At 64.6% G+C, this 22577-nt stretch carries 21 protein-coding genes; 9 read left to right on the forward strand and 12 right to left on the reverse strand.

Going from position 1 to position 22577, the window contains the following annotated elements:
* The first annotated feature begins 17 nt into the window (after window positions 1–17).
* Both ACGYLX_RS07685 and ACGYLX_RS07690 read left to right on the forward strand, forming a co-directional pair.
* Window positions 18–593 (forward strand): DUF1285 domain-containing protein, encoded by a 576-nt coding sequence (locus tag ACGYLX_RS07685; protein ID WP_394448383.1) that lies wholly within the window; start codon window positions 18–20, stop codon window positions 591–593.
* 18 nt (window positions 594–611) lie between these two features.
* Complete coding sequence (locus ACGYLX_RS07690) at window positions 612–1376, forward strand: hydroxypyruvate isomerase family protein (protein WP_394448385.1); 765 nt, start codon at window positions 612–614, stop codon at window positions 1374–1376.
* Here the strand turns inward: ACGYLX_RS07690 and ACGYLX_RS07695 are convergent.
* The 4 genes from ACGYLX_RS07695 to ACGYLX_RS07710 form a co-directional block, all read right to left on the reverse strand.
* Window positions 1365–1982: a glutathione S-transferase gene (locus tag ACGYLX_RS07695; protein WP_168613509.1), complete on the reverse strand. Its 618-nt coding sequence runs from the start codon at window positions 1980–1982 to the stop codon at window positions 1365–1367. The two genes, ACGYLX_RS07690 and ACGYLX_RS07695, sit on opposite strands and share 12 nt — an antisense overlap.
* A 228-nt stretch (window positions 1983–2210) precedes the next feature.
* Window positions 2211–2417, reverse strand: a complete 207-nt coding sequence (locus tag ACGYLX_RS07700; RefSeq protein WP_067263012.1) for a YdeI/OmpD-associated family protein — start codon at window positions 2415–2417, stop codon at window positions 2211–2213.
* The gene (gene polA, locus ACGYLX_RS07705) at window positions 2417–5215 is read right to left on the reverse strand and encodes a DNA polymerase I (RefSeq protein ID WP_394448388.1); all 2799 of its coding nucleotides are present in this window, start codon (window positions 5213–5215) and stop codon (window positions 2417–2419) included. Before polA ends, ACGYLX_RS07700 begins: the two co-directional genes overlap by 1 nt.
* A gap of 123 nt (window positions 5216–5338) precedes the next feature.
* Window positions 5339–5518, reverse strand: a complete 180-nt coding sequence (locus ACGYLX_RS07710; protein WP_067263007.1) for a zinc-finger domain-containing protein — start codon at window positions 5516–5518, stop codon at window positions 5339–5341.
* 168 nt (window positions 5519–5686) lie between these two features.
* Here ACGYLX_RS07710 and gpmI point away from each other — a divergent pair, with 168 nt between their 5' ends.
* From gpmI to ACGYLX_RS07725, 3 genes are read left to right on the forward strand one after another with little or no spacing between them, the layout of a single operon-like run.
* Window positions 5687–7204 carry a 2,3-bisphosphoglycerate-independent phosphoglycerate mutase gene (gpmI, locus tag ACGYLX_RS07715; RefSeq protein ID WP_168613339.1) on the forward strand — a complete coding sequence of 506 codons (1518 nt, stop codon included), beginning with the start codon at window positions 5687–5689 and terminating at the stop codon, window positions 7202–7204.
* Window positions 7201–8337, forward strand: coding sequence for a murein hydrolase activator EnvC (locus tag ACGYLX_RS07720; protein ID WP_209216699.1), 1137 nt, complete (start codon window positions 7201–7203; stop codon window positions 8335–8337). The genes gpmI and ACGYLX_RS07720 overlap by 4 nt, the downstream gene beginning before the upstream one ends.
* Before the next feature lie 3 nt (window positions 8338–8340).
* Complete coding sequence (locus ACGYLX_RS07725; protein ID WP_067268037.1) at window positions 8341–9681, forward strand: S41 family peptidase; 1341 nt, start codon at window positions 8341–8343, stop codon at window positions 9679–9681.
* Between the two features lie 82 nt (window positions 9682–9763).
* Here the strand turns inward: ACGYLX_RS07725 and ACGYLX_RS07730 are convergent, their stop codons facing one another.
* The 4 genes from ACGYLX_RS07730 to ilvD form a co-directional block, all read right to left on the reverse strand.
* Entirely contained in the window at window positions 9764–10138 is a 375-nt protein-coding gene (locus ACGYLX_RS07730; RefSeq protein WP_168612947.1) for a hypothetical protein, read from the reverse strand.
* Between the two features lie 9 nt (window positions 10139–10147).
* Window positions 10148–10921 carry a DUF6478 family protein gene (locus ACGYLX_RS07735; protein ID WP_168612946.1) on the reverse strand — a complete coding sequence of 258 codons (774 nt, stop codon included), beginning with the start codon at window positions 10919–10921 and terminating at the stop codon, window positions 10148–10150.
* A 118-nt stretch (window positions 10922–11039) separates the two neighbouring features.
* On the reverse strand, window positions 11040–11639 hold the full coding sequence (locus tag ACGYLX_RS07740; protein WP_168612945.1) for a hypothetical protein: 600 nt from the start codon (window positions 11637–11639) through the stop codon (window positions 11040–11042).
* On the reverse strand, window positions 11620–13386 hold the full coding sequence (ilvD, locus tag ACGYLX_RS07745; RefSeq protein ID WP_067268045.1) for a dihydroxy-acid dehydratase: 1767 nt from the start codon (window positions 13384–13386) through the stop codon (window positions 11620–11622). The genes ACGYLX_RS07740 and ilvD overlap by 20 nt, the downstream gene beginning before the upstream one ends.
* Before the next feature lie 210 nt (window positions 13387–13596).
* On the opposite strand from ilvD, the gene ACGYLX_RS07750 reads away from it, so the two are divergent.
* The 4 genes from ACGYLX_RS07750 to ACGYLX_RS07765 all read left to right on the forward strand — a co-directional run bounded on the left by ACGYLX_RS07750 (window position 13597) and on the right by ACGYLX_RS07765 (window position 17062).
* Window positions 13597–14496 carry a CPBP family intramembrane glutamic endopeptidase gene (locus ACGYLX_RS07750; protein WP_394448393.1) on the forward strand — a complete coding sequence of 300 codons (900 nt, stop codon included), beginning with the start codon at window positions 13597–13599 and terminating at the stop codon, window positions 14494–14496.
* Window positions 14497–14552: 56 nt separating this feature from the next.
* Entirely contained in the window at window positions 14553–15512 is a 960-nt protein-coding gene (gene accD / locus ACGYLX_RS07755; protein ID WP_136720227.1) for an acetyl-CoA carboxylase, carboxyltransferase subunit beta, read from the forward strand.
* Complete coding sequence (locus tag ACGYLX_RS07760; protein WP_168612944.1) at window positions 15509–16780, forward strand: folylpolyglutamate synthase/dihydrofolate synthase family protein; 1272 nt, start codon at window positions 15509–15511, stop codon at window positions 16778–16780. The genes accD and ACGYLX_RS07760 overlap by 4 nt, the downstream gene beginning before the upstream one ends.
* A 96-nt stretch (window positions 16781–16876) precedes the next feature.
* Complete coding sequence (locus ACGYLX_RS07765; protein WP_168612943.1) at window positions 16877–17062, forward strand: hypothetical protein; 186 nt, start codon at window positions 16877–16879, stop codon at window positions 17060–17062.
* A gap of 18 nt (window positions 17063–17080) precedes the next feature.
* On the opposite strand, the gene zapE is transcribed toward ACGYLX_RS07765, so the two are convergent.
* The 4 genes from zapE to ACGYLX_RS07785 form a co-directional block, all read right to left on the reverse strand.
* Entirely contained in the window at window positions 17081–18139 is a 1059-nt protein-coding gene (zapE, locus tag ACGYLX_RS07770) for a cell division protein ZapE (protein ID WP_168612942.1), read from the reverse strand.
* A 228-nt stretch (window positions 18140–18367) separates the two neighbouring features.
* Window positions 18368–19273, reverse strand: a complete 906-nt coding sequence (locus tag ACGYLX_RS07775; RefSeq protein WP_067261147.1) for a LysR family transcriptional regulator — start codon at window positions 19271–19273, stop codon at window positions 18368–18370.
* A 144-nt stretch (window positions 19274–19417) separates the two neighbouring features.
* Entirely contained in the window at window positions 19418–20359 is a 942-nt protein-coding gene (locus ACGYLX_RS07780; protein ID WP_394448396.1) for a zinc transporter ZntB, read from the reverse strand.
* 76 nt (window positions 20360–20435) lie between these two features.
* Window positions 20436–22463 (reverse strand): FAD-dependent oxidoreductase, encoded by a 2028-nt coding sequence (locus ACGYLX_RS07785; RefSeq protein WP_394448399.1) that lies wholly within the window; start codon window positions 22461–22463, stop codon window positions 20436–20438.
* Window positions 22464–22577 lie beyond the last annotated feature (114 nt).

A 22577-nucleotide genomic window follows, 5' to 3' on the forward strand; every position in this document is an offset into this window, starting at 1 on the left:
AGGGAATGGCAAAACCAATGAGCGGACAAAATACCGTGACACCCACGGCAGACAGTTTGATCGAAGCCGCCAAGGCCGCAAAAGCGCGCGGAACCCCGCCGCTTGAGAAGTGGAACCCGGAATTTTGCGGCGATCTGGACATGCAGATCAAACGCGACGGGACGTGGTTCTATCAAGGCACACCCATTGGCCGGATCGAAATGGTCAAATTGTTCGCATCGATTCTCTGGCGCGAGGGGGATGATTATTTCCTCAAAACCCCGGTGGAGAAGGTCGGCATCACCGTCGAAGATGCACCATTCGTCGCCGTGGACTTCGAGGCCGAGGGCGCAGGCGAGGCGCAGCAGTTGCGGTTTTTGACCAATCTGGGCGATGTGGCCGAGGCGGGCGCGGCCCATCCGATCCGCGTGGTCCGCGATGAAGAGACGGGCGAACCTGCGCCCTATGTGCTGGTGCGTCGCAATCTGGAGGCGCTGATCGACCGCAAGAGCTTTTACCGACTGGTCGATCTGGGCCAGCACCGCGATGGCTGGTTTGGTGTCTGGTCGGGCGGGAAATTCTTTGGCATCATCCCTTCGGAAGACCTGCCGTAAGCTCACCGAAAGACCCGAATGCCGATCACCCCCGCCGCCAATCTATCGCTGCTCTGGTCCGAACTGCCCTACCTGGACCGGTTCGACGCGGCGGCGGGGGAGGGGTTTGGCGCGGTCGAGGTCTTGTTCCCCTATGACATGCCCGCGAAAGAGACGCAGCGCGCCTTGCTGCGCAATGGCTTAACGCTCGCCCTGATCAACGCGCCGCCGCCGAATTACACGGGCGGTCCGCCCGGTTTCGCCGCCCTGCCGGGAGGGGAGGCGCGTTTCGCCCATGATATGCGCCGGGTCTGGCGCTATGTGGAGGCGCTGCGGCCCAGAATGGTGCATGTCATGACCGGGGAGGCCGAGGGGCCAGCGGCTGCAAAGGCTTTCGTGGCGAACCTGCGCCATGCCGCAGCGGAGGCGCCGCCGGGGGTCACGCTGATGATCGAGCCGCTCTGCCCGCAGGCCAAACCGGGGTATTTCTTGAGCGACTACGCGCAGGCGGCGGAGCTGCTGGCGGCGGTAGATGCGCCGAATGTGGCGCTGCAATTCGACAGTTTTCACGCGCAGATGATCCATGGCGATGCCGTGGCGGTTTTCGAGGAATATCGTCCCCTGATCCGCCATGTGCAGCTAGGTGACACGCCGGAGCGCGGCGCGCCGGGCAGCGGTGATGTCGATTTCGACGGGCTCTTTGCCGCGCTGCGGGCGGGCTATGACGGTTTCGTCAGCGGGGAGTATATTCCGGGCGGCCCGACGGAGCAGTCCTTGGGGTGGGTGACCGCCTTAGGGGAATGACACCGGCGTATCTCCGGGCTGCCACTGGGGGTATTTGTTCATCACGCTTTCGAACCGGGGCGAGGCGAGGAAGCGGTCGAGCCAGCCGCGCAGCGCGGGCCAATCCTGCGCGTCGAACCAAGCGCGGTCGATGAAGGCGAACTGCCGGACGAAGGGCAGGATCGCGTAATCCGCCAGTGTGGGGCGGTCAAAGATCCAGTCCCCCAGTTGCGCGTCGAGGTCATGGAGGAAGGTTGCCGCCTTGGCGCGTTGCTCTTCGGGGTCCGCCTCGGGGTAGCGGGTAGCGTATTTGGTGCGGTCCAGCGCGTCTTTGAACGGGCCGTCGGCGCAGGTGATCCAGTCGTGGCCTTCGGACGGCATATCGCGCCAGCCTTCGGGATCGTTCTGGGCCAGCGCCCATTTTATGATGTCGAGGCTTTCGTCGATGGGGCCGGTTTCGGTGACGAGGCAGGGCACGGTGGCGGTGGGCGAGGCGTCGAGGAAGGCTTGCGGTTTGTCGCGCAGGACGACTTCGCGCAGGTGGACGGGGGTTTGCGCGGCCGCGAGGGCGAGACGCGCGCGCATGGCGTAGGGGCAGCGGCGGAAGGAGTAGAGGATTGGGGTCATACTGCATGATCTAGCGCATGGGGGACGCGTGTACAAAGGGCCATCGCCCGAGAATGGGGGCGGCCCGGAATGAAGCCGCAGGCGCCGGGCCATCGCCTGCCCGCCCCACCGGGTAGGCGATTTGGTGAGGCTGGGCGTAACCTTGAGGCCGCACATCATGGCTGAGAGATAAAGTGGCAGGAACTGATCTTGGGACGCCGACCCGCGGGCAGGCGATGGCCCTCCACCCTACTGAAACGGCGTCGGCGGCAGCCCTTTACCAGCAAAGCGCGCCACGTCATCCACCCGCTTTGACCGCGCCGTCGTGGTCCGCGCCGCGTCGATCCACGCCAGCGCATCGGCGCGCAGCGCGTCGCTGTAGCTGTCCCAACCGGCCTGCGCGCCGGTCTCTTCCAGCGCTTGGGCGAGGTCTGCGGGAAGGGCCGCGTCTTCCATCAATGCGCCTCCGCCCAATTGGCCCCCACACCGGCGTCGACGATCAGCTTCACGTCAAGCTTCACCACCGGATCATTGGCATTCTCCATCACCTCACGCGCGGCGGCGATCAGCGCGTCTTCGGCACCCTTTTCGACCTCGAACAGCAATTCATCGTGCACCTGCAACAGCATGGTCGCGGGCAGATCGGCGATCGCCGCGGGCATCCGCACCATGGCGCGGCGGATCACGTCGGCAGCGGTACCTTGGATCGGCGCGTTGATCGCAGCGCGGGCGGCGAAACCAGCCTGCGGTCCCTTGGCGCCGATGTTGGGCGTGTTGATTTTGCGGCCAAAGAGCGTCTGCACATAGCCATGCTCTTTCGCAAAGGCTTTGGTCTCGTCCATGTAGGTCCGGATGCCGGGGAAACGCTCGAAATAGCGGTCGATGAAACCCTGCGCCTCGGCCCGCGGGATGCGCAGGTTGCGCGCAAGGCCGAAGCCCGAGATGCCGTAGATCACGCCGAAGTTGATCGCCTTGGCGTTGCGGCGAATCTCAGGCGTCATCTGATCCATCGGCACGTCAAACATCTCGGACGCCGTCATGGCGTGGATGTCGTCGCCGCGGTGGAAGGCTTCCTTAAGCGCGTCGATCTGGGCGATATGCGCCAGAATCCGCAGCTCGATCTGGCTGTAGTCCAGCGCCACCAGCACCTTGCCCTCGGGGGCGACGAAAGCCTCGCGGATGCGGCGGCCTTCCTCGGAGCGGATCGGGATGTTCTGCAAGTTCGGATCGGTCGAGGCGAGCCGCCCGGTCGCCGCCCCGGCGATGGAATAGCAGGTGTGCACGCGGCCCGTCTCGGCGTTCACATGGTCTTGCAGCGCGTCGGTATAGGTCGACTTCAGCTTGGACAGCTGCCGCCAGTCCAGCACCCGACGGGCGAGGTCATGCTCGGTCGCCAAGTCTTCCAGCACATCCGCGCCAGTTGAGTATTTCCCGGTCTTGCCCTTCTTGCCGCCCGGCAGCCCCATTTTGCCAAAGAGGATTTCGCCAAGCTGGGCGGGGGAGCCAACGTTGAAGCTCTCGCCCGCCAACTCGTGAATATCCGCCTCCAGCCCGGCCATTTTCTGGGCAAAGGCGTTGGACATGCGGCTGAGCGTATCGCGATCGACCTCGATGCCCGACCGCTCCATCTGCGCCAAGACCGGCACCAGCGGGCGCTCCAGCGTTTCGTAGACCTTGGTGACCTCGGCGCGGTGCAGTTGTGGCTTGAAAAGCTGCCACAGGCGCAGGGTGACATCGGCATCTTCGGCGGCATAGGGGACGGCATCGGCCAGCGGTACCTTGTCGAAGGTCACGGCGGATTTGCCGCTACCCAAAAGCGGTTTGATCGGCATCGGTGTGTGACCGAGGTAGCGTTCCGACAGCGTGTCCATCCCATGCCCGTGCAGGCCCGCGTGCATCGCGTAGGACATCAGCATGGTGTCGTCGATGGGCGCGACCGCGATGCCCAGTTGGGCGAAAATCTTGCTGTCGTATTTCATGTTCTGCCCGATCTTGAGGATCGCGGGATCCTCCAGCATCGGGGTCAGCAGTTGCAGCGCCTCTTCGACCGGCATCTGACCGGGGGCCAGCCCCTCTCCGCCAAAGAGGTCGTCGTCGCGGCTGGCTTTGTGGGTCAGCGGGATGTAGCAGGCCTGCCCGGGTTCCACGGCCAGTGAAACGCCGACCAGTTCCGCGGTCATCTCATTGAGGCCGGTGGTCTCGGTGTCCACCGCGACATAGCCCCGCTCGTAAATCCGGTTGAGCCAAACGCGCAGCGCTTCGGCGTCGCTGACCTGTTCATACTGGCTGTGGTCAAAGGCCACCTCGGCCACCTGTGGCGCATCGGCCACGGCGGGGGCGGGCGCTTCGGGGATGGCCGGGGCTTCGCGGCCCAGCACCTCGGCCACGCGTTTCGACAGGGTGCGGAACTCCATCTCGGACAGGAAACCCAGCAGGCGGTCCGCATCGGGGTCGCGCACTTCGAGATCGTCGATGGTGAAGTCGAGCGGCGTGTTCTCATCCAGCAGGACGAGATTGCGGCTCAGGCGGATTTGCTCGGCATGGTCGATCAGGGTCTGGCGGCGCTTGGGCTGTTTGATCTCGCCCGCGCGTTCAAGCAGCGCATCCAGATCGCCGTATTCGTTGATCAAAAGCGCGGCTGTCTTGATCCCGATGCCGGGCGCGCCGGGCACGTTGTCGACCGAATCGCCCGCCAGCGCTTGCACGTCGACGACGCGTTCGGGGTAGACGCCGAACTTCTCGAACACCCCATCACGGTCGATGGTCTTGTTCTTCATCGCGTCCAGCATTTCCACGCCATCGCCGACAAGCTGCATCAGATCCTTGTCGGAGCTGATGATGGTGCAACGCCCCCCGGCGGCGCGGGCCTGCACGGCGAGGGTCGCGATGATGTCATCGGCCTCATAGCCCTCAAGCTCTTTGCAGGCGATGTTGAAGGCTTCGGTCGCCGTGCGGGTCAGCGGGATCTGCGGGCGCAGGTCTTCGGGCATCGCGTCGCGGTTGGCCTTGTACTGGTCGTACATGTCATTGCGGAAGGTGTGGCTGCCCTTGTCGAAGATCACGGCGACGTGGGTAGGCGCGTTGGGGCCGGTGTTGCCCTCGACATAGCGGTGCAGCATGTTGCAGAAGCCCGCCACGGCGCCGATGGGCAAGCCATCGGATTTGCGCGTCAGCGGCGGCAGGGCGTGATAGGCGCGAAAGATGAAGGCAGAGCCGTCGATCAGATGCAGGTGGTGGCCTTTGCCGAATGTCATAGGAATGCTCCGCTGGGTTGGCGACCCTTTTGCCACGAAGCATGGCCCACGGCCAGACGCCAATGCGCCGCGCGGGCAGGTTCGTGCCGTCGGTTCAGTTGTTCAGATGGGGGCCGGAAAGGCTCAGACTTTGCCTTCGAAATCCGCATGGACGAATTTGCAGTCGCAATAGCCGCATTCGACCCAGCCGCGATCCTGGGGGATTTGCAGCCAGACGCGCGGGTGGCCAAGCGCGCCTTCACTGCCGTCGCAGGCCACGCGCCAAGTGTTCACGATGCGGGTTTCGGGCGCTTGCAGGGTCATGGAGTTGGTCCTCGGCTCAGGCGAAAGTTGCCACTCGTTATGACCAAAGCAGCCGCGCGGGGCAAGGGCTCTGCGCGGGAATGGGGGGCTTGTGCACAAAGTGGTTCAAGTGCCAGCCCACAAGGGGTAAAAGGCGCTGAACAGCCACCAAGCCGGAGCAACAGTCTGATGAGCGCCCCCAAACCTGTCGTATTGTGCATCCTTGACGGTTGGGGCCTGAGCGAGGTGCGGGAAGGCAACGCGCCCCTGCTGGCCAAGACGCCGAATTTCGACCGGATCATGCAGGCGGGGCCGAAGGCGCAGTTGATCACCCATGGCCCCGATGTGGGGCTGCCGCGCGGGCAGATGGGCAATTCCGAGGTCGGCCACACCAATATCGGCGCGGGCCGGGTGGTGGCGATGGATCTGGGGCAGATCGATCTGGCCATCGAAGAGGGCAGCTTTGCCGAGAATGAGTGCCTGCAAGATTTCATCGCCAAGCTCAAGGAAACCGGCGGCACGGCGCATCTGATGGGCGTCGTCTCGGACGGGGGGGTGCATGGGCATCTCAGCCATATGATCGCCGCCGCCCGCGCGCTGGATGCGGCGGGGCTGCCGGTGGTGATCCATGCGGTGACCGATGGGCGCGACGTGGCGCCGTCCTCTGCTCTTGGCTATTTCGAGACGCTGGAAGCGGCGCTGCCCGAGGCCGTGAAGATCGTCACCGTGACGGGGCGCTATTTCGCGATGGACCGCGACAACCGTTGGGACCGGGTCGGCAAGGCTTCGGCGGCGATCCTGCATGGCGAAGGGGAGGGGTACTCCGATCCCCGCGCGGCGGTTGAAGCGGCCTATGGGCGGGGCGAGACGGATGAATTCATCACCGCCAGCGTGATCGAGGACTACGCGGGGGCGGCTTCTGGCGACGGGTTCTTCTGCCTCAACTTCCGCGCCGACCGCGCGCGGGAGATCATGGCGGCCTTGGGCGACCCGGGCTTTGACGCCTATGACACCGGCCCGCGCCCCGATTGGGCTGCGCTGATGGGCATGGCGGAATATTCCAAGGATCACGCAGCCTATATGACCACGATGTATCCCAAGCCGGACATCAAGAACACGCTGGGCGACTGGGTGGCGCAGCAGGGGCTGCGGCAGTTCCGGCTGGCCGAGACCGAGAAATATCCCCATGTGACCTTTTTCCTCAACGGCGGGGTCGAGAACCCGGCGGAGGGCGAGGACCGCAATATGCCAAAGTCGCCCAATGTCGCGACCTATGACATGCAGCCCGAGATGTCGTCGGGCGAGGTGACGGATCAATTCGTGCAGGCGATCGAGGCGGGTTATGACCTCATCGTGGTGAACTACGCCAATCCCGATATGGTCGGCCATACCGGCGATCTGGAGGCGGCGATTGCGGCCTGCGAGGCGGTGGATGCGGGGCTGGGCCGGGTGCTCAAGGCGCTGGAGGCCGCAGGCGGCGCGATGATCGTCACCGCGGATCACGGCAATTGCGAGATGATGATCGACCCCGAGACCGGCGGCGCGCATACGGCCCATACGCTCAACCCCGTGCCGGTGGTGGCGGTGGGCGCGCCCGAAGGGGCGGCGCTGCGCAACGGGCGGCTGGCCGATCTGGCACCGACGGTGCTTGATTTGATGGGGCTGCCGCAGCCCGAAGAAATGACCGGGAAAAGCCTGCTTTCATGAAACATCTTGCCGCGGCTGTCCTTTTTGCCTGTCTGCCCCTGATGGCACAGGCGCAGGCCGATGAGGCCGCAGCAGAGGCACGCGCGGCGGCGACCGCCTTGGAGGCGGCATCGGCGCGGCTGGACCAAGCCGATGGGGCGCGCGACCGGGTGAAGGCGCTGACCGAGACGATTCAGGCGTTTGAGGCGGGGCTGGCGGCGATGCGGGCCGGGCTGCGGCAGGCCGCGATCAACGAGGCGCAGCTCAGCCGCAAACTTCAGGCGCGCGAGGGCGAGGTGGCGCAGTTCTTGGGCGTCTTGCAAAGCATCGGCGGCGATCCGTCGCCCGTGGTGCTGCTGCATCCCGATGGCCCGATGGGCACCGCCCGTGCAGGCATGTTGCTGGCTGAATTGACGCCTGCGCTGAACGCCCGCGCCGATGCGCTGCGGCAGGACTATGAGGACATCAAGACCCTGCGCGCGTTGCAAACCGACGCGGCGCAGCGCCTGCAAGACGGGCTGACCGAGCTTCAGGCCGCGCGCACCGCGCTCAATCAGGCGATGGCCAACCGCACCGATCTGCCGATGCGCTTTACCGAAGACCCGGTGCGCACTGCGATCCTTATCGCCTCGACCGAGACGTTGGACGGCTTTGCCAGCGGCCTGTCCGAGATCACCACCGGCGCGGTTGAGCCTGCGCCGGTGAACCTCGACGGGCAGGTGGGCGATCTGCCCTTGCCCGCGCAGGGGCTGGTGATCCGCAAGGCCGGAGAGACGGATTCGGCGGGCGTAACGCGGCCCGGCATGATCCTTGCCACCCGCCCGCGCGCCATCGTGACCAGCCCTTCGGCAGCGACGATCCGTTATGTCGGGCCGCTGCTTGATCTGGGCAATGTCGTGATCCTTGAGCCGCAGGTCGACACGCTTTTCGTGCTGGCGGGGCTGGATGTGGTTTACGGCCAAGCCGGGCAGGTGATTGCCGGTGGCACCCCCATCGGGTTGATGGGCGGGCCGGAAAGCGGCACAACATCTCAGATGTCACCAAATGGTGAAGCCACTGGCACTGACCGGACGGAAACGCTCTATATAGAAGTCAGGCAAGACAACACACCTCAGGATCCGGCAGACTGGTTCCGCACCGACAAGGATGGATAGCAGATGAAGAAATTCGTGATGGCAGCCGTTGCAGGCACGGTGGCGGGGGTGGTCGCCACCACTCAGATCGCCGGACCGCTGCTGGCGCAAGAGGCCGAGAAGACGACCAATGTTTACGAACAGCTTGATCTTTTCGGTGATATTTTCGAACGCATCCGCGCCCAATATGTCGAAGATGTCGATCCCGGTGATCTGATTGAGGCGGCCATCAACGGCATGCTCACCTCGCTTGATCCGCATTCGTCCTACCTGTCGCCGAAAGACGCCGAAAAGATGCGCGAACAGACGCGCGGCGAGTTTGGCGGCCTTGGCATTGAGGTCACCCAAGAAGAGGGTTTTGTTAAAGTCGTCTCGCCCATCGACGGCACGCCTGCTGCTGAGGCCGGGATCGAAGCGGGGGATTTCATCACCCATGTCGATGGTGAAAGCCTGCTGGGGCTTGGCCTCGATGACGCGGTCGAGATGATGCGCGGGCCGGTGGGGTCCGAGATCCTGATCACCGTGGTGCGGGAAGGGGAGCCAGAGCCTTTTGACGTCTCTATCGTGCGCGACACGATCCAATTGACCGCCGTGCGGGCCCGCACCGTGGGCGATACCGCCGTGCTGCGTCTGACCACCTTTAACGAGCAGACCTATCCGAAGATGAAGGAAGGGCTGGAGCAGCAGATCGAAGAGGCGGGCGGTATTGAGAATCTCAACGGCATCGTCATCGACATGCGCAACAACCCCGGTGGCCTGCTCAATCAGGCGATTGCCGTGTCGGATGCCTTTCTTGAGGAAGGCGAGATCGTCAGTACCCGGGGCCGCGACATCGAAGACGGTGACCGGGTGAACGCCACGCCGGGTGATCTGGCGATGGGCAAGCCGATCGTCGTGCTGATCAACGGCGGTTCGGCCTCGGCTTCCGAGATTGTCGCGGGCGCTTTGCAAGACCACCGCCGCGCCATCGTCATCGGCACCAAGAGCTTTGGCAAAGGCTCTGTCCAGACCGTGATGCCGCTGCGCGGGGACGGGGCCATGCGCCTGACCACGGCGCGCTATTACACGCCCTCGGGCCGGTCGATCCAAGCGCTTGGCGTATCGCCCGATATCGTCGTGGCCCAGCCTCCGGTCACGCCAGAGACCGAGGAAGACGACGACGCATTGTCGGCACGCCCCCTCCGCTCCGAAGCCGATCTGCGGGGCCGGTTGAACAATGACAGCCTGACCGACGATCAGATCAAACAGATCGAAGACGACCGCGAAAAGGCCCGCAAAGCGGCGGAGCTGCGCGAAGAGGATTACCAACTGGCCTATGCCATCGACATCCTCAAAGGTCTGTCGGCTCTGGGTCCGAACGAGTGATCTCTTTCACATAGATGCACCAAGCCCCGCTGGAGACAGCGGGGCTTTTTGTTGGGCGCGGCCCTGCGGGACGGCATTTCGCTTATTCCGTCTCGCGGCAATGCCGCCGAAAGGCGCGTTTCAGCATGTCGAGTTCGGCGCGCAGCAGGTCCATCTCGGCCCGTATGTCATCGCCGAGCGCTTCATCCGCGGTCAGGGTCACATGACCCAAGAGCGCCCCGCTGGCCATTTCGGTAATGACGAGGGTCTGGACCCCATCGGCAATCGCCTCTGCCGGGACGGGGAAGGAAAGATGCCAGCGCCCCTCGGACCCTTCGGCCTCTAACGTGATATCCGTCACGTCCTTGCCCTCATGGGTCACGCTGATCTGCGGCGTGTCTGCACCCTCTTTGGCGGTCAGCACGCCGTGCCAGACGCCTTGGCGCAGCACGGTTTTGGTCAGGTCATATCGGCTCATCACGGGGTCCTAGATCTGGGCGCGGGGGGAGCGGGAAAAAGTGAGGTCGCGCAGCACGACTTGGTTCATCTCCGGGCCTTCAAAGATCAGGTCGACCCATGCCGCCTCGATTCGCTTTTCGTTGAGCTTGCTATAGGCCAGATCGAATTCGACGCTGATGCTTTCCTGACCGGCGGGCAGTTCGCGGACGATCTGTTCGGTGTTCGGCCCGTGGCGGATGTTGAGCCGGGCAAAGATCTCCAGCGGGTGCTCCAATTCCACGATCGTATCCATGCGGAACAGGTGACGGCGTTTCAATCCAGTGATCGCCTCGGGCGGCAGATCGACCACCAGCGACAGGAATGACCCGTCGAATTTGAACACGTCGAGTTGCAGGCCAAAGGGGGCCAGGTCGGCCTCGCGCAGGTTGCGCAATTGGCGCAGGGTCAGTTCCGACTGCGCGCAATCGTGGAACAGGGTCACCTCTTCGCCCAGTTTGGATTTCGTCGCGACCGAGGACAGCCCCGGCGTGGCAAGCGGGCCGCGCCACAACTCGGGCCGCCATGCCCAATCGGCGTTATGTGGTTTCGGGAAGCCGCTGGCCCCGATGGCAGGCAGGGCAAGGCGGTCTTCGGCGCGGTGGATCAGCCGGTTTAGTTCGGCACGCAGCAGCCGGGCGCGGCTGCGTTGGCGGCGCAGGGTGGCAAGGTCAGCCGTGGCCGCTTTGCGGGCCGCAACCGCCCAGCGTTGCAGCGCGCGGGAAAAGAGCTTGCCCTCAAGATAACCGCTGCGGAAGTTGACCATGGCCCTGCGCCTCTCGTTTGCTCGCAGTCTATGCAAGGCGGGGATTTCGTTCAAATGAATAGGCCCCGTGATTGTTTCCGGCCCCGGGCAGTGTTGCCGATTTGGAAACAAAGGCCGGTCAGCTGCCGGGGGCGGTGGGCTTTGCGCTTTTGCTACGGCTTTGCTGGATCAGCTCTGCCACCAGCGCGCGGCCCTCTTCGGAAATGGCGCGGCTTTGCGGCGCGCCGTAGAGGGTGACACTGGCGACATGGCCGCCGATCCGGGCCGTGCCGCGCCAATGGCGGGGGGACATGCCCTCGGCGGGCACCGGCCCTTGGGCCACAAAGATCGACGCGCCCTCGACGCTACCGGCCTCTTGCAACTGGCTTAGCCCTGCCGCCTCGGCAACCTGTTGCGGGGTGGGCAGGGGCGCGTCGGCCTCGGCTTCGATCAGCGCGAGGGTGAGAATGCCGCGCGGCGCGGCGCTGACCGCATCCGGCAGACCAAGTGCATCGCAGCGCGCCATCAGCGCAAAGCGACGTTTGAGGCTTTTGGGGTCGATGCAATAGCCTTGCGGCGGCACAACCTGCACCGCGCCACCGGCCAAAGCGGTTTGCAGGAGCGGTTTCTCGGGCGTGGCGGGCCTGCCGCCAAAGGAAAAACCCTGACCGCCTTCGCAGGCGGACAGGGTGAGCATCGCAAGCGCCGCAAGCGGGCTTTTAGAGGTCCATGTAATCATGGGTCTCCGCCTTGGCGCCGGGATGTGTTACCGCGCCAAGGTAGGTGGGGCCGACGAGTTTCGCGTATTTCCACAGCGCGCCGCTTTCGTAGTTGGTGGCGCGCGGGCCAGCCCAAGCTTTGCGGCGCTCGGCCAGTTCCTCGTCCGACAGATCTACGGTGATGCTGCCCTTGACTGCGTCGAGGGTGATCATGTCGCCGTTCTTCAGCAGCGCGATGGGGCCGCCATGTGCCGCTTCGGGGCCGACGTGGCCGACGCAGAAACCGCGCGTCGCGCCCGAGAAGCGCCCGTCGGTGATCAGCGCCACCTTCTTGCCCATGCCCTGACCCGAAAGGGCGGCCGTGGTCGCCAGCATCTCGCGCATGCCGGGGCCGCCCGCGGGGCCCTCGTTGCGGATCACGAAGACATCGCCTTCCTTGTAGGCGCGGTTCTGCACCGCCTCGAAGGCGTCCTGCTCGCATTCGAACACCAGCGCCGGGCCGGTGAAGACGATGTCTTCCTCGGCCATGCCCGCGATCTTGACGATGGCGCCTTCAGGGGCGAGGTTCCCTTTCAGGCCCACGACGCCGCCGGTCTTGCTGATCGGGGTGGCGACCGAGTGGATCACCTTGCCGTCGGCCTCGCGGTCGATGCGGTCCAGTTCTTCGCCGATGGAGCGACCGGTGGCGGTCAGACAGTCGGTGTGCAGCAGGCCCGCCTTGCGCAGCTCCTTCATCACCACCGGCACGCCCCCGGCGTCGTAGAGGTCCTTGGCGACGTATTGGCCGCCCGGCTTCATATCGACGAAGTAGGGTGTGTCGCGGAAGATCTCGCAGACGTCTTCGAGGTAGAATTCGATCCCGGCCTCATGGGCCATCGCCGGAAGGTGCAGGCCCGCGTTGGTGGACCCGCCGGTGCAGGCGACGATGCGCGCCGCGTTCTCGAAAGCTTCGCGGGTGCAGATGTCGCGCGCGCGAATGTTCTTCTCGATCAGGTTCATCACCGCGGCACCCGAGGCTTCGGCATAGGCGTCGCGGCTCTCGTAAGGGGCGGGCATGCCGGAGGAGTTTGGCAGCGCGAGGCCGATCGCCTCGGAGACGCAGGCCATGGTGTTGGCGGTGAACTGACCACCACAAGCGCCCGCCGATGGGCAAGCCACGCGCTCAAGCACATCGAGGGCCGCTTGCGACATGGAGCCGTTCTGGAAGCGGCCCACGGCCTCGAACATGTCCTGCACGGTCAGATCTCGGGTGGCGAAATCTTCCGGAACGTCGGCGCCCGCAGGTGCTTTGCCCGGCAGGATCGACCCGCCGTAGAGGAAGACCGACGGCACGTTCAGCCGCAGCATCGCCATCATCATCCCCGGCAGGGATTTGTCACAGCCCGCCAGCCCGACGATCGCGTCATAGCAGTGGCCGCGCATGGTCAGTTCCACCGTGTCGGCAATCGCTTCGCGCGAGGCCAGAGAGGAGCGCATGCCCTCATGCCCCATGGCGATGCCGTCGGTTACGGTGATGGTGGTGAACTCGCGCGGGGTGCCCTGTTCGGAGTGCACGCCAACCTTCACCGCCTGCGCCTGACGGTTCAGCGCGATGTTACAGGGGGCGGCTTCGTTCCAGCAGGTGGCGACGCCCACCAGCGGCTGGTGAATCTCTTCTTCGGTCATGCCCATGGCATAGTAGTAGGACCGGTGCGGCGCGCGGGCCGGGCCTTCGGTCACATGGCGGCTGGGCAGCCGGGATTTGTCGAAGCGGGGCGTGGTGGACATCGGTGGGCTCCTTGAAACGTCTTGAATGGAATAGTCGGGCGGCGGCTATGCTGCAAGGCTTTGGCGCGTATGAGGCGGGGGAACTGTTGTATTGCAGCGTGTTAGGGCATAAGTTCTGACCTTCTGGCGCGGTCGGTTCGGCCCGCCCGCAAGCGTGAAGGCCCGGCTTATGCTCTGCAAGCACCACCCCCGATTTGAACGGCGCCGCTGATGAACTGGCGGCCCGATTACAGCGCCCACGCGGCTTTTGTCGCGCCCGCGCGCAACACCTCGGCACTGTGGCGGTTTTTCTTGGGGCTGTTCGTGGCCGTGGTGGCCTATGTCGCGCTGAACGAGCTTTACTTTCAGACTGTCTATGGGCTGGCGGGATCGGCGGCCCCGTCGCTGCACGGCGATCTTCTGAAAGGGGCCACGCCGCAGGCGATGTATCTGCTACTGTTCAGCTTTGGCACCATGACGATGGCCGTCGTCGTGACCGTGCGGATCGTGCACCGGCGCAGCGCGGGGAGTCTTTTTGGCCTGCCGGGGCGGCTCTGGCCCAGTTTTCGCGCGGTTTCCGGGGCGATGTTGCTGCTGGGCGTTGCGCTTGCGGTATTGCCGCCGTGGAGCATGGGCGGTGAGTTGACGCCGAACCTGCCCCTAAGCCGCTGGTTGCTGCTTTTGCCGCTGTCGCTGCTGGCCGTGCTGGTGCAGGTCAGCGCCGAAGAGATCGTCTTTCGCGGCTATGTGCAGCAGCAACTCGCGGCGCGGTTCAACTCGCCGCTGATCTGGATGGTGCTGCCGTCGGCGCTGTTCGCAGCGGGCCATTACCTGCCTGCCGAGGCGGGGGAGAACGCGCTGATGGTGGCGCTTTGGGCCGGGGTTTTCGGCGTCCTGATGGCGGACCTTACCGCGCGCTCCGGCTCGCTTGGGCCCGCCATCGCGGTGCATCTGTGGAACAATATCTCGGCCATTCTCATTGTCTCTCTGCCGGATGATCTTTCGGGGCTGGCGCTCTATCTGACGCCCTTTTCGATGGATGACGCGGCGGCGTTGCGCTCATGGTTGCCGGTTGATTTCGCCTTGATGCTGGTCTCATGGCTGGCGGCGCGGCTGGCGATACGCCGCTGATTGCAATTTCCCCATGCGGGGATTATCTGGGACGGAACCACAGCAGAGGCCTGCCAATGAACTGGATCACGAACTATGTCCGCCCGCGAATCAACTCGATCTTCTCGCGCCGCGAGACGCCGGACAATCTGTGGACCAAGTGCAACGAATGCGGCACCATGCTGTTTCACCGTGAGTTGGCGGACAATCTGAACGTCTGCACCAACTGCGGCCATCACATGCACATCAGCCCCCGCGCGCGCTTCAAAGCGCTGTTCGACGGTGGCATCTTTACCGAGGTGAAGGTTCCGGCGCCCACGCCCGACCCGCTGCATTTCAAAGACCAGAAGCGCTACCCCGACCGGATGAAGGCCGCGCAAAAGCAGACCGGTGAGCATGAGGCGATGCTGGTCGTGACCGGCGATATCGGCCGCACGCCCATCGTCGCCTGCGCGCAGGACTTCTCCTTCATGGGCGGCTCCATGGGCATGTATGTCGGCAATGCGATCATTGCCGCCGCCGAGGAAGCCGTGAAGCTGAAGCGCCCGCTGGTGCTGTTCTCCGCCGCCGGTGGCGCGCGGATGCAGGAGGGTATCCTCAGCCTGATGCAGATGCCGCGCACCACCGTCGCCGTGCAGATGCTGAAAGAGGCGGGGCTTCCTTACATCGTCGTGTTGACCCATCCCACCACCGGGGGCGTCACCGCGTCCTACGCAATGCTGGGCGACGTGCAGATCGCCGAGCCGAACGCGCTGATCTGTTTTGCCGGGCCGCGCGTGATCGAACAGACCATCCGTGAGAAACTGCCCGAAGGGTTCCAGCGGGCGGAATATCTGCTCGACCACGGGATGCTCGACCGGGTGACCAAGCGGACCGAGATGCGCGATGAGTTGATCACCATCACCCGCATGCTGATGGGCCTGCCCCCTGCCGTGCGCGGCGACCTGCCCGCCCCCGAAGAGCTTGAGGTGGCCGAGGCTGCCGCCGCCGTTCAGGCCGCAGCGGATTTGCCCGCCGACACGCCAGAGAAGAAATGAGCACGCCTTCATCCGACGTCATCCTTGAACGGATGATGGCGCTGCACCCCAAGATCATCGACCTGACGCTCGACCGGATGTGGCGGCTGCTCGATGCTTTGGGCAATCCGCAGAACGACTTGCCGCCGGTGATCCATATTGCGGGCACCAATGGCAAAGGCTCGACCCAAGCGATGATCCGCGCGGGGTTGGAGGCGGCGGGAAAGACGGTGCACGCCTATACCTCGCCGCATCTGGCGCGGTTTCACGAGCGTATCCGGGTCGCGGGGGAATTGATCTCGGAGCCCGACCTCGCCGCCGTGCTGGACGAATGCCATGCTGCTAATGGCGGCGAAGAGATCACCTATTTCGAGATCACGACCTGTGCCGCGATCCTCGCCTTTTCGCGGGTGCCTGCCGATTACACGCTTCTTGAGGTGGGCCTTGGCGGGCGGCTCGACGCGACGAATGTGGTCGATCCCGCCTTGACCGTGATCACCCCGGTGTCGGTCGATCATCAGCAGTATCTGGGCGAAACACTGGCCGAGATCGCCGGCGAAAAGGCGGGCATCATCAAGCGGCTTGTCCCTTGCGTGGTCGGCAAGCAGGAAGAGCCCGCGCTTGAGGTGATCGAAGACCGCGCCGCGAAACTCGGGGCACCCCTCTTGGCCTATGGTCAGCAGTGGCATGTCGCACCCGAAGCCGGGCGCATGGTCTATCAGGATGAGCGCGGCCTGCTTGACCTCCCGCGCCCCAATCTGCCCGGCGACCACCAGATCATGAACGCCGGGGCCGCGCTGGCCGCGCTGCGCCAGCTTGGCGTCGATGCAGAGGCCTGTGAGGCTGCCGTGATGCAGGCGCAGTGGCCCGCGCGAATGCAGCGGCTGTCAGACGGGCCGCTTGCCGATATGGCGCCCGAGGGCGAGTTGTGGCTCGACGGCGGCCATAACCCGGCAGCGGGGGCGGCATTGGCGGCCACGCTGGCGGCCCTGCCGAAACGCCCGACGCATCTGATTTGCGGCATGTTGAACACCAAGGATATTGCCGGATACCTGCGCCCGCTGGCGGCAGAGGCTGCAAGCCTCACCGCCGTGTCGATTCCCGGCGAGGCGGCGACCCTGCCTGCCGAGGCGACGGCGAAGGTGGCGCGCGATGTAGGGTTCGAGACCGCAGAGGCCGAGACCGTCACCGCGGCGCTCAAGGCGATCATCGCCCGCGAACCCCATGCGCGTGTGCTGATCTGCGGCTCGCTCTACCTTGCCGGTAGCGTGTTGCGTGAAAACGTCTAATTAACCATATTTGGGTGTACCGCTGCTGCGAGGTGCAGATGTGGTATATCTTGGTCCACGGAAGTCTCCCCTTTCGAATTTGACCGAGGTGTCCCCATGCGCAATTTCAGCCGGTCCGCGCGTCACGATCAGGACGATGCACGGAAATTTCAATTTATCTTCATGGCCGTAGGTCTCGCAATTATCGCGGGCGGCCTGTGGTGGCTTTATGAGGTCGAACGGCCTTACCACCCTTTCCTGCAGGGCAATGACCTGCATATGCAGCCGATCAGTGATTCCTGATCGGTTGGCCGGGGGCGGTCAGCGCCCCCAGTCTTCCCCCTGCATCTCCCGCAGGCGGGAGGCTGTACGCTCAAATTCAAAGGTGCCTTCACCTTCGAGGTAGAGCATTTCCGGCGCGGCGGCGGCGGAGCAGATCAGCCGCACCTTCGCCTCATAAAGCGCGTCGATCAGGGTGACGAAACGCTTGGCCTCGTTGAAGTTCGACCGGCCGAGGGTGGGGATGTTGTCCAGCAGCAGCACGCGCACAGCCTGCGCCAGCGCGAGGTAATCCGCCGCGCCCAAGGGCTGGCCGCAGAGCGCGTGAAAACCGGCGCGGGCCATGCCGTTGTGATATTGCGGAATGGTCACTTCGCGGCCCTTGACGTATAGGGTCAGCGGTTCGCCCTCGGCCCCTGCAAGATCGTCCCAGACCGCGTCCATCGCGGCCCGGCTTTCGGCGTTGACGGGGGTGAAATAGACCTGTGACCCTGCCAGCCGGTCTTGGCGGTAGTCGGTCGGGCTGGCCAATTCATGGACCACCATCCGCTCTTTGATGAGGTCGATGAAGGGCACGAAAACCTCGCGGTTGATGCCGTTTTTGTAGAGGTCATCGGGCAGGCGGTTCGAGGTGGTGACCACCACGACACCCGCGGCGAAGAGTGCTTCGAACAGGCGGCCCACGATCATCGCGTCGGTGATGTCGGTGATCTGCATTTCGTCGAAAGCGAGCAGGCGGACGCTTTCCGCCACGTCCCGGGCCACGGGCGCAATGGCGTCATCCACGCCGGTCTTGCGGACCTCATGCATGGCGTTGTGGATTTCCTGCATGAAGGCGTGGAAATGCACGCGCCGCGCAGGCACGTCTGGCAGATGCGCCACGAACATGTCCATCAGCATGGATTTGCCGCGCCCGACGCCGCCCCAAAGGTACAGGCCCTTGGGCGGCTCTGGGGCTTTGCGGAAAAAGCTTTTCTTCGGCGGGTTGGCCAGCGCATCGCGGATGCGGTCGAACTCGGCCATGACGGTTTCTTGGGCCGGGTCGGCCTGTAGTTTGCCCTCGGCGACAAGCCGGGCGTAGGTTTCGCGCATGTTGCTCATGGCGGGAGAGATAGCGTGCTGGTGGGGGAGAGGAAAGCATTTCGCGAGGAGGGCCGTCGCCTGCCCGCGGGTCGGCGATCCGACGGTGCAGGGTGCCACTTTATGGCTCAACCATGGTGCGCGTTCGCAGGGTCGTACCCAGCCTCGCCCAATCGCCTACCCGGGGGGTGGGCAGGCGATGGCCCGGCGCCTACGGCTTGATTCCGGGCTAAGTGGCAATCGCGACTGTTACCAATCCGCTGGCCCCTTCTCGGCGAACTCATGCACCAAAAAGTCGATGAACGCCCGCACCTTGGGCTGGGTGAAGCGGCCCGGCGGGTAGACGGCATAGATGCCCTGCGTCTCCAGCGGCAGATCGGGGATCGCGTCCTCGACCAGACCTTTCTCCATCGCTTCGGCGTAGAGGAAGCTTGGCAGATAGGCGATGCCCAGCCCCGAAATCGCGGCGTTCAAAAGGCTCTGCCCATCATTGACCGAAAGCCAGCCCGCCGTGCGCACCTGCCGCTTCTCGCCCGAGGGCGCGGTCAGTTTCCACACGTTGCCCGACGACTGGTTCGAGTAATGCAGCAGCTTGTGATTGTTGAGATCGTCGATCTTTTCCGGCCGCCCGTATTGCTCGAAATACTTCGGGCTGGCGATCATGCGTTTGGTGGTCTCGGTCAATTTGCGCGCGCGCAGGGTGCTGTCTTCCAGCTCCCCGATCCGCACGGCCATGTCGAAGCCTTCCGAGATCAGCTCGACGTAGCGGTTGTTCAGCACCATGTTCACGGTGATATCGGGAAAGTCTTGCAAGAACTCCGACAGCGCGGGGGACAAATGATTGACGCCGAAATCCGTCGCCACCGAAATGCGCAACAGCCCCGAAGGCGCCGATTGCATCGAGGTGACAAGCGCGTCGGCTTCGCCCGCGTCGTTCAGCACGCGACGGGCGCGGTCGTAGTAAGCAAGGCCAATCTCGGTGGGCGAGACGCGGCGGGTGGTGCGGTTCAGCAATCGTGCGCCCAAGCGCGCCTCAAGCGAGGAGACATGCTTTGAAACGGCGGATTTCGAGATCCCCATCTTCTTGGCAGCATCTGTAAAGCCGCCTTGATCCACCACAGTGGCAAACGCTTCCATTTCCGTAAGGCGGTCCATTGCCTGTCCCTTCGCATTGATCTTGTTGCGGTCAGGTATGGGCGTCAATTCGGGCAGGATCGGGGCGGAGGCAAGACAGTCCCGTGGTCTTTGCGGGGATCGTTCATGGCATGGAAACGGCAGAACAATCCGTTTCCCCGCCTGTCACAGCCAGCGCAGCCATTTCAGCACGGCCAGCATGATGGCGGCGAGGCCGACCATGGCGAGGCAAAGGATCGCGAAGGCGCGCGGATCATCCACGCCCGGCATCCCGCCCACGTTCACGCCGAAAAGTCCCGTTAGGAACCCTAGCGGCAAGAAGACCGCGGCGGCGATGGAGAGCATGTAGCTGTGCCGTGCCTGTCGCTGCGCGACCTGGTTGTCGTGTTCGTCCTGCACCGTGACGATGCGTTCCTGTAGCGCGTCCAATTCTTCGACCACGATGGCGGTGCGGTTGGCCAGTTCGCGCAGCTTCATCGCGTCCACGTCCGGCACCAGCGGCAGGTCTAGCGTCGCCAGCCGCTCCAGCGCGTGGCGCTGCGGGGCGAGGTAGCGTTCCAGCCGGATTGCGCTGCGGCGGGTCACCGGCAGTTCCTTCGGCGGCGGTGTGCTGTGGTCTTCGAGGTCGGCCTCGTAGAAGGCCGTCCGATCCGCCAGCCGCGCCACTTCGACCTGCACCCGGGCGGTCAGCCGAGAGACCAGCGCCTCGACAAAGGCCGAAGGCCGGAGTGGCGCGTTGTTCTCGGCGGCCAGCGCGCGCAGCTCATCGATGGCAAAGACCCGGCGCATCCGCACGGTGATCACCACCGCATCCGTCACCCACATCCGGACCGAAACCATTTGGTCGGCCTGTTGACCTTCGTTGAGGTTGATGCCGCGCAGGTTCAGGATCAGCCCGTCGTCATATTCATCACAGCGCGGGCGGGTTTCAGGCTGTAGCAATGCGCCCGCCGGGATCTCGGGCAGGTGTTCGGCCAGCCACGGTGCCAGCGCCGGATCAGCCATGTCGTAGTGCCACCAGCGGTAGCGCCCCGGCCCAGTGAGGTTGTCGTCGGAGGGCACCTGCGCGGTGCCATCCTCATAGATGTCGAAGACGCAGAGGGGCATGGAGACCTTGGATCGTTTTGGCAATCCTGCGGCGATCTAGGGCGGGGCGCAAGGGGGCCAAGCGCCCGCCCGTCGCTTACAGCCCGGCGGCCAGACGTGTGCCTTGGTTGATGGCGCGTTTCGCGTCCAGTTCCGCCGCCACATCCGCGCCGCCGATCACGTGGCAGGTCTGGCCCCGCGCCTCCAGTGCATCGGCGAGGCTGCGCTCGGACAATTGCCCGGCGCAGAGCACGATGGTGTCGGCCTCGATCAGCGTGGGGTTCTCGCGCGCTTCGCCAAAGGAGATATGCAGGCCGGCGTCGTCAATCTGTTCGTAGTTCACCCCCGCGATCATCTTCACGTCGCTCATGGTGAGCGACGCGCGGTGAATCCAGCCCGTGGTCTTGCCCAGACCCTTGCCGGGCTTGCTGGTCTTGCGTTGCAGCATGGTGATCTGGCGTGCAGGTGCTGGCGGTTGCGGCCCTTCGGGGGCAAGGCCGCTGCGGTGCGCGCCCGGGTCCGTGACGCCCCATTCGCGCATCCACTCGGGCAGGTTCAGCGTGCTGCTTTCGCCATCGTGCACCAGATGTTCCGACACGTCGAAGCCGATCCCGCCTGCGCCGATCACGGCGACCCGCTGGCCGACCTTCGCAGTGCCGTTCAGCACGTCGATGTAGCTGACCACGTTGTCGCGGTTCTGGCCGGGAATCTCCGGGTCGCGCGGCACGACGCCGGTGGCGATGACGACCTCGTCGAAACCTGAGAGCGTCTCGCTCGTGGCTTCGGTCTCAAGCTGTACGGTCACGCCGTGGACGTCCAGCATGGTGCGGTACCAATCGACGAGGCCCCAGAACTCCTCCTTGCCGGCTACCTGTTTGGCGAGGTTGAGTTGCCCGCCGATCTCGGACGCGCGGTCCATGAGCGTCACCTTGTGGCCGCGCTCCGCCGCCGTGATGGCAGCCGAGAGACCGGCAGGCCCGGCGCCGACAACGGCAATGGATTTCGGGTTTGCGGCGGGTTCGATCCGCAATTCCGTCTCGTAACAGGCGCGAGGGTTTACAAGACAGGTGGAGATCTTGCCGCCGAAGGTATGGTCGAGGCAGGCTTGGTTGCAGGCGATGCAGGGGGCGATGCGCTCGGCCTGACCGGCCTTGGCCTTGGCGAGGAAATCGGCATCCGCCAGCATCGGACGGGCGAGGCTCACCATGTCGGCGCAGCCCTCCGCCAGCACTTCTTCGGCCACTTGCGGCGTGTTGATCCGGTTCGAGGTGATCAGAGGGATACCCACCTTGCCCATCAGCTTTTTCGTGACCCATGCAAAGGCCGCGCGCGGCACCGAGGTGGCGATCGTGGGGATGCGCGCCTCGTGCCAGCCGATGCCGGTGTTAATGATATTTGCACCCGCCTTCTCGACCTCTTGCGCCAGTTGCACGACCTCCTCGAAGGTCGAGCCGTTGGGCACGAGGTCGATCATCGACAGGCGGTAGATCAGGATGAAATCCTCGCCCACCGTCTCGCGCACCCGGCGCACCACCTCGAGCGGCAGGCGCATCCGGTTCTCGTAGGAACCGCCCCAGCGGTCTGCGCGCTTGTTGGTATGGGTGACGAGGAACTGGTTCAGGAAATACCCCTCGGAGCCCATGATCTCGACCCCGTCATAGCCCGCCTCGCGGGCGCGCAGGGCGCAGGCGGCGATGTCGCTGATCTGTTTCTCGATGCCTTCCTCGTCCAACGCCTTGGGCGCGAACATCGAGATCGGGGATTTCACTGCGCTCGGGGCCACGCATTCAGGTGTGAAGGCATAGCGGCCCGCGTGCAGGATCTGCATGGCGATCTTGCCGCCGGCCTCATGCACCCGCTGGGTGATGATGCTGTGGTTGTCGACGTCCTTCTGGCTGACCATCATCGCCGCGCCATGGGCCACCGCGCCTTCGCGGTTCGGCCCGATGCCCCCCGTGACCATCAGCCCCACATCGCCTCGCGCCCGCGCCGCATAGAACTCCGCCACGCGGTTCCAGTCGCCTGTCTCCTCCAACCCGGTGTGCATCGAGCCCATCAGCAGCCGGTTCTTCAGCGTAGTGAAACCAAGGTCGAGCGGGGCAAGCAGGTGGGGATAGTCGGACATGGCTTTACCTTTCTGGGTGGGCTGGGTCACTGTGACACCATCGGAAACGGCAGGGCAAGTCACGCGAAACGCCGCGTCATCTGTCCGGCTCACGGCAGGTCAAGACGGGGTGCG

Origin of the sequence: Sulfitobacter sp. 1A13496, assembly GCF_043557225.1 — a bacterium.
Lineage (GTDB): Bacteria > Pseudomonadota > Alphaproteobacteria > Rhodobacterales > Rhodobacteraceae > Sulfitobacter > Sulfitobacter faviae.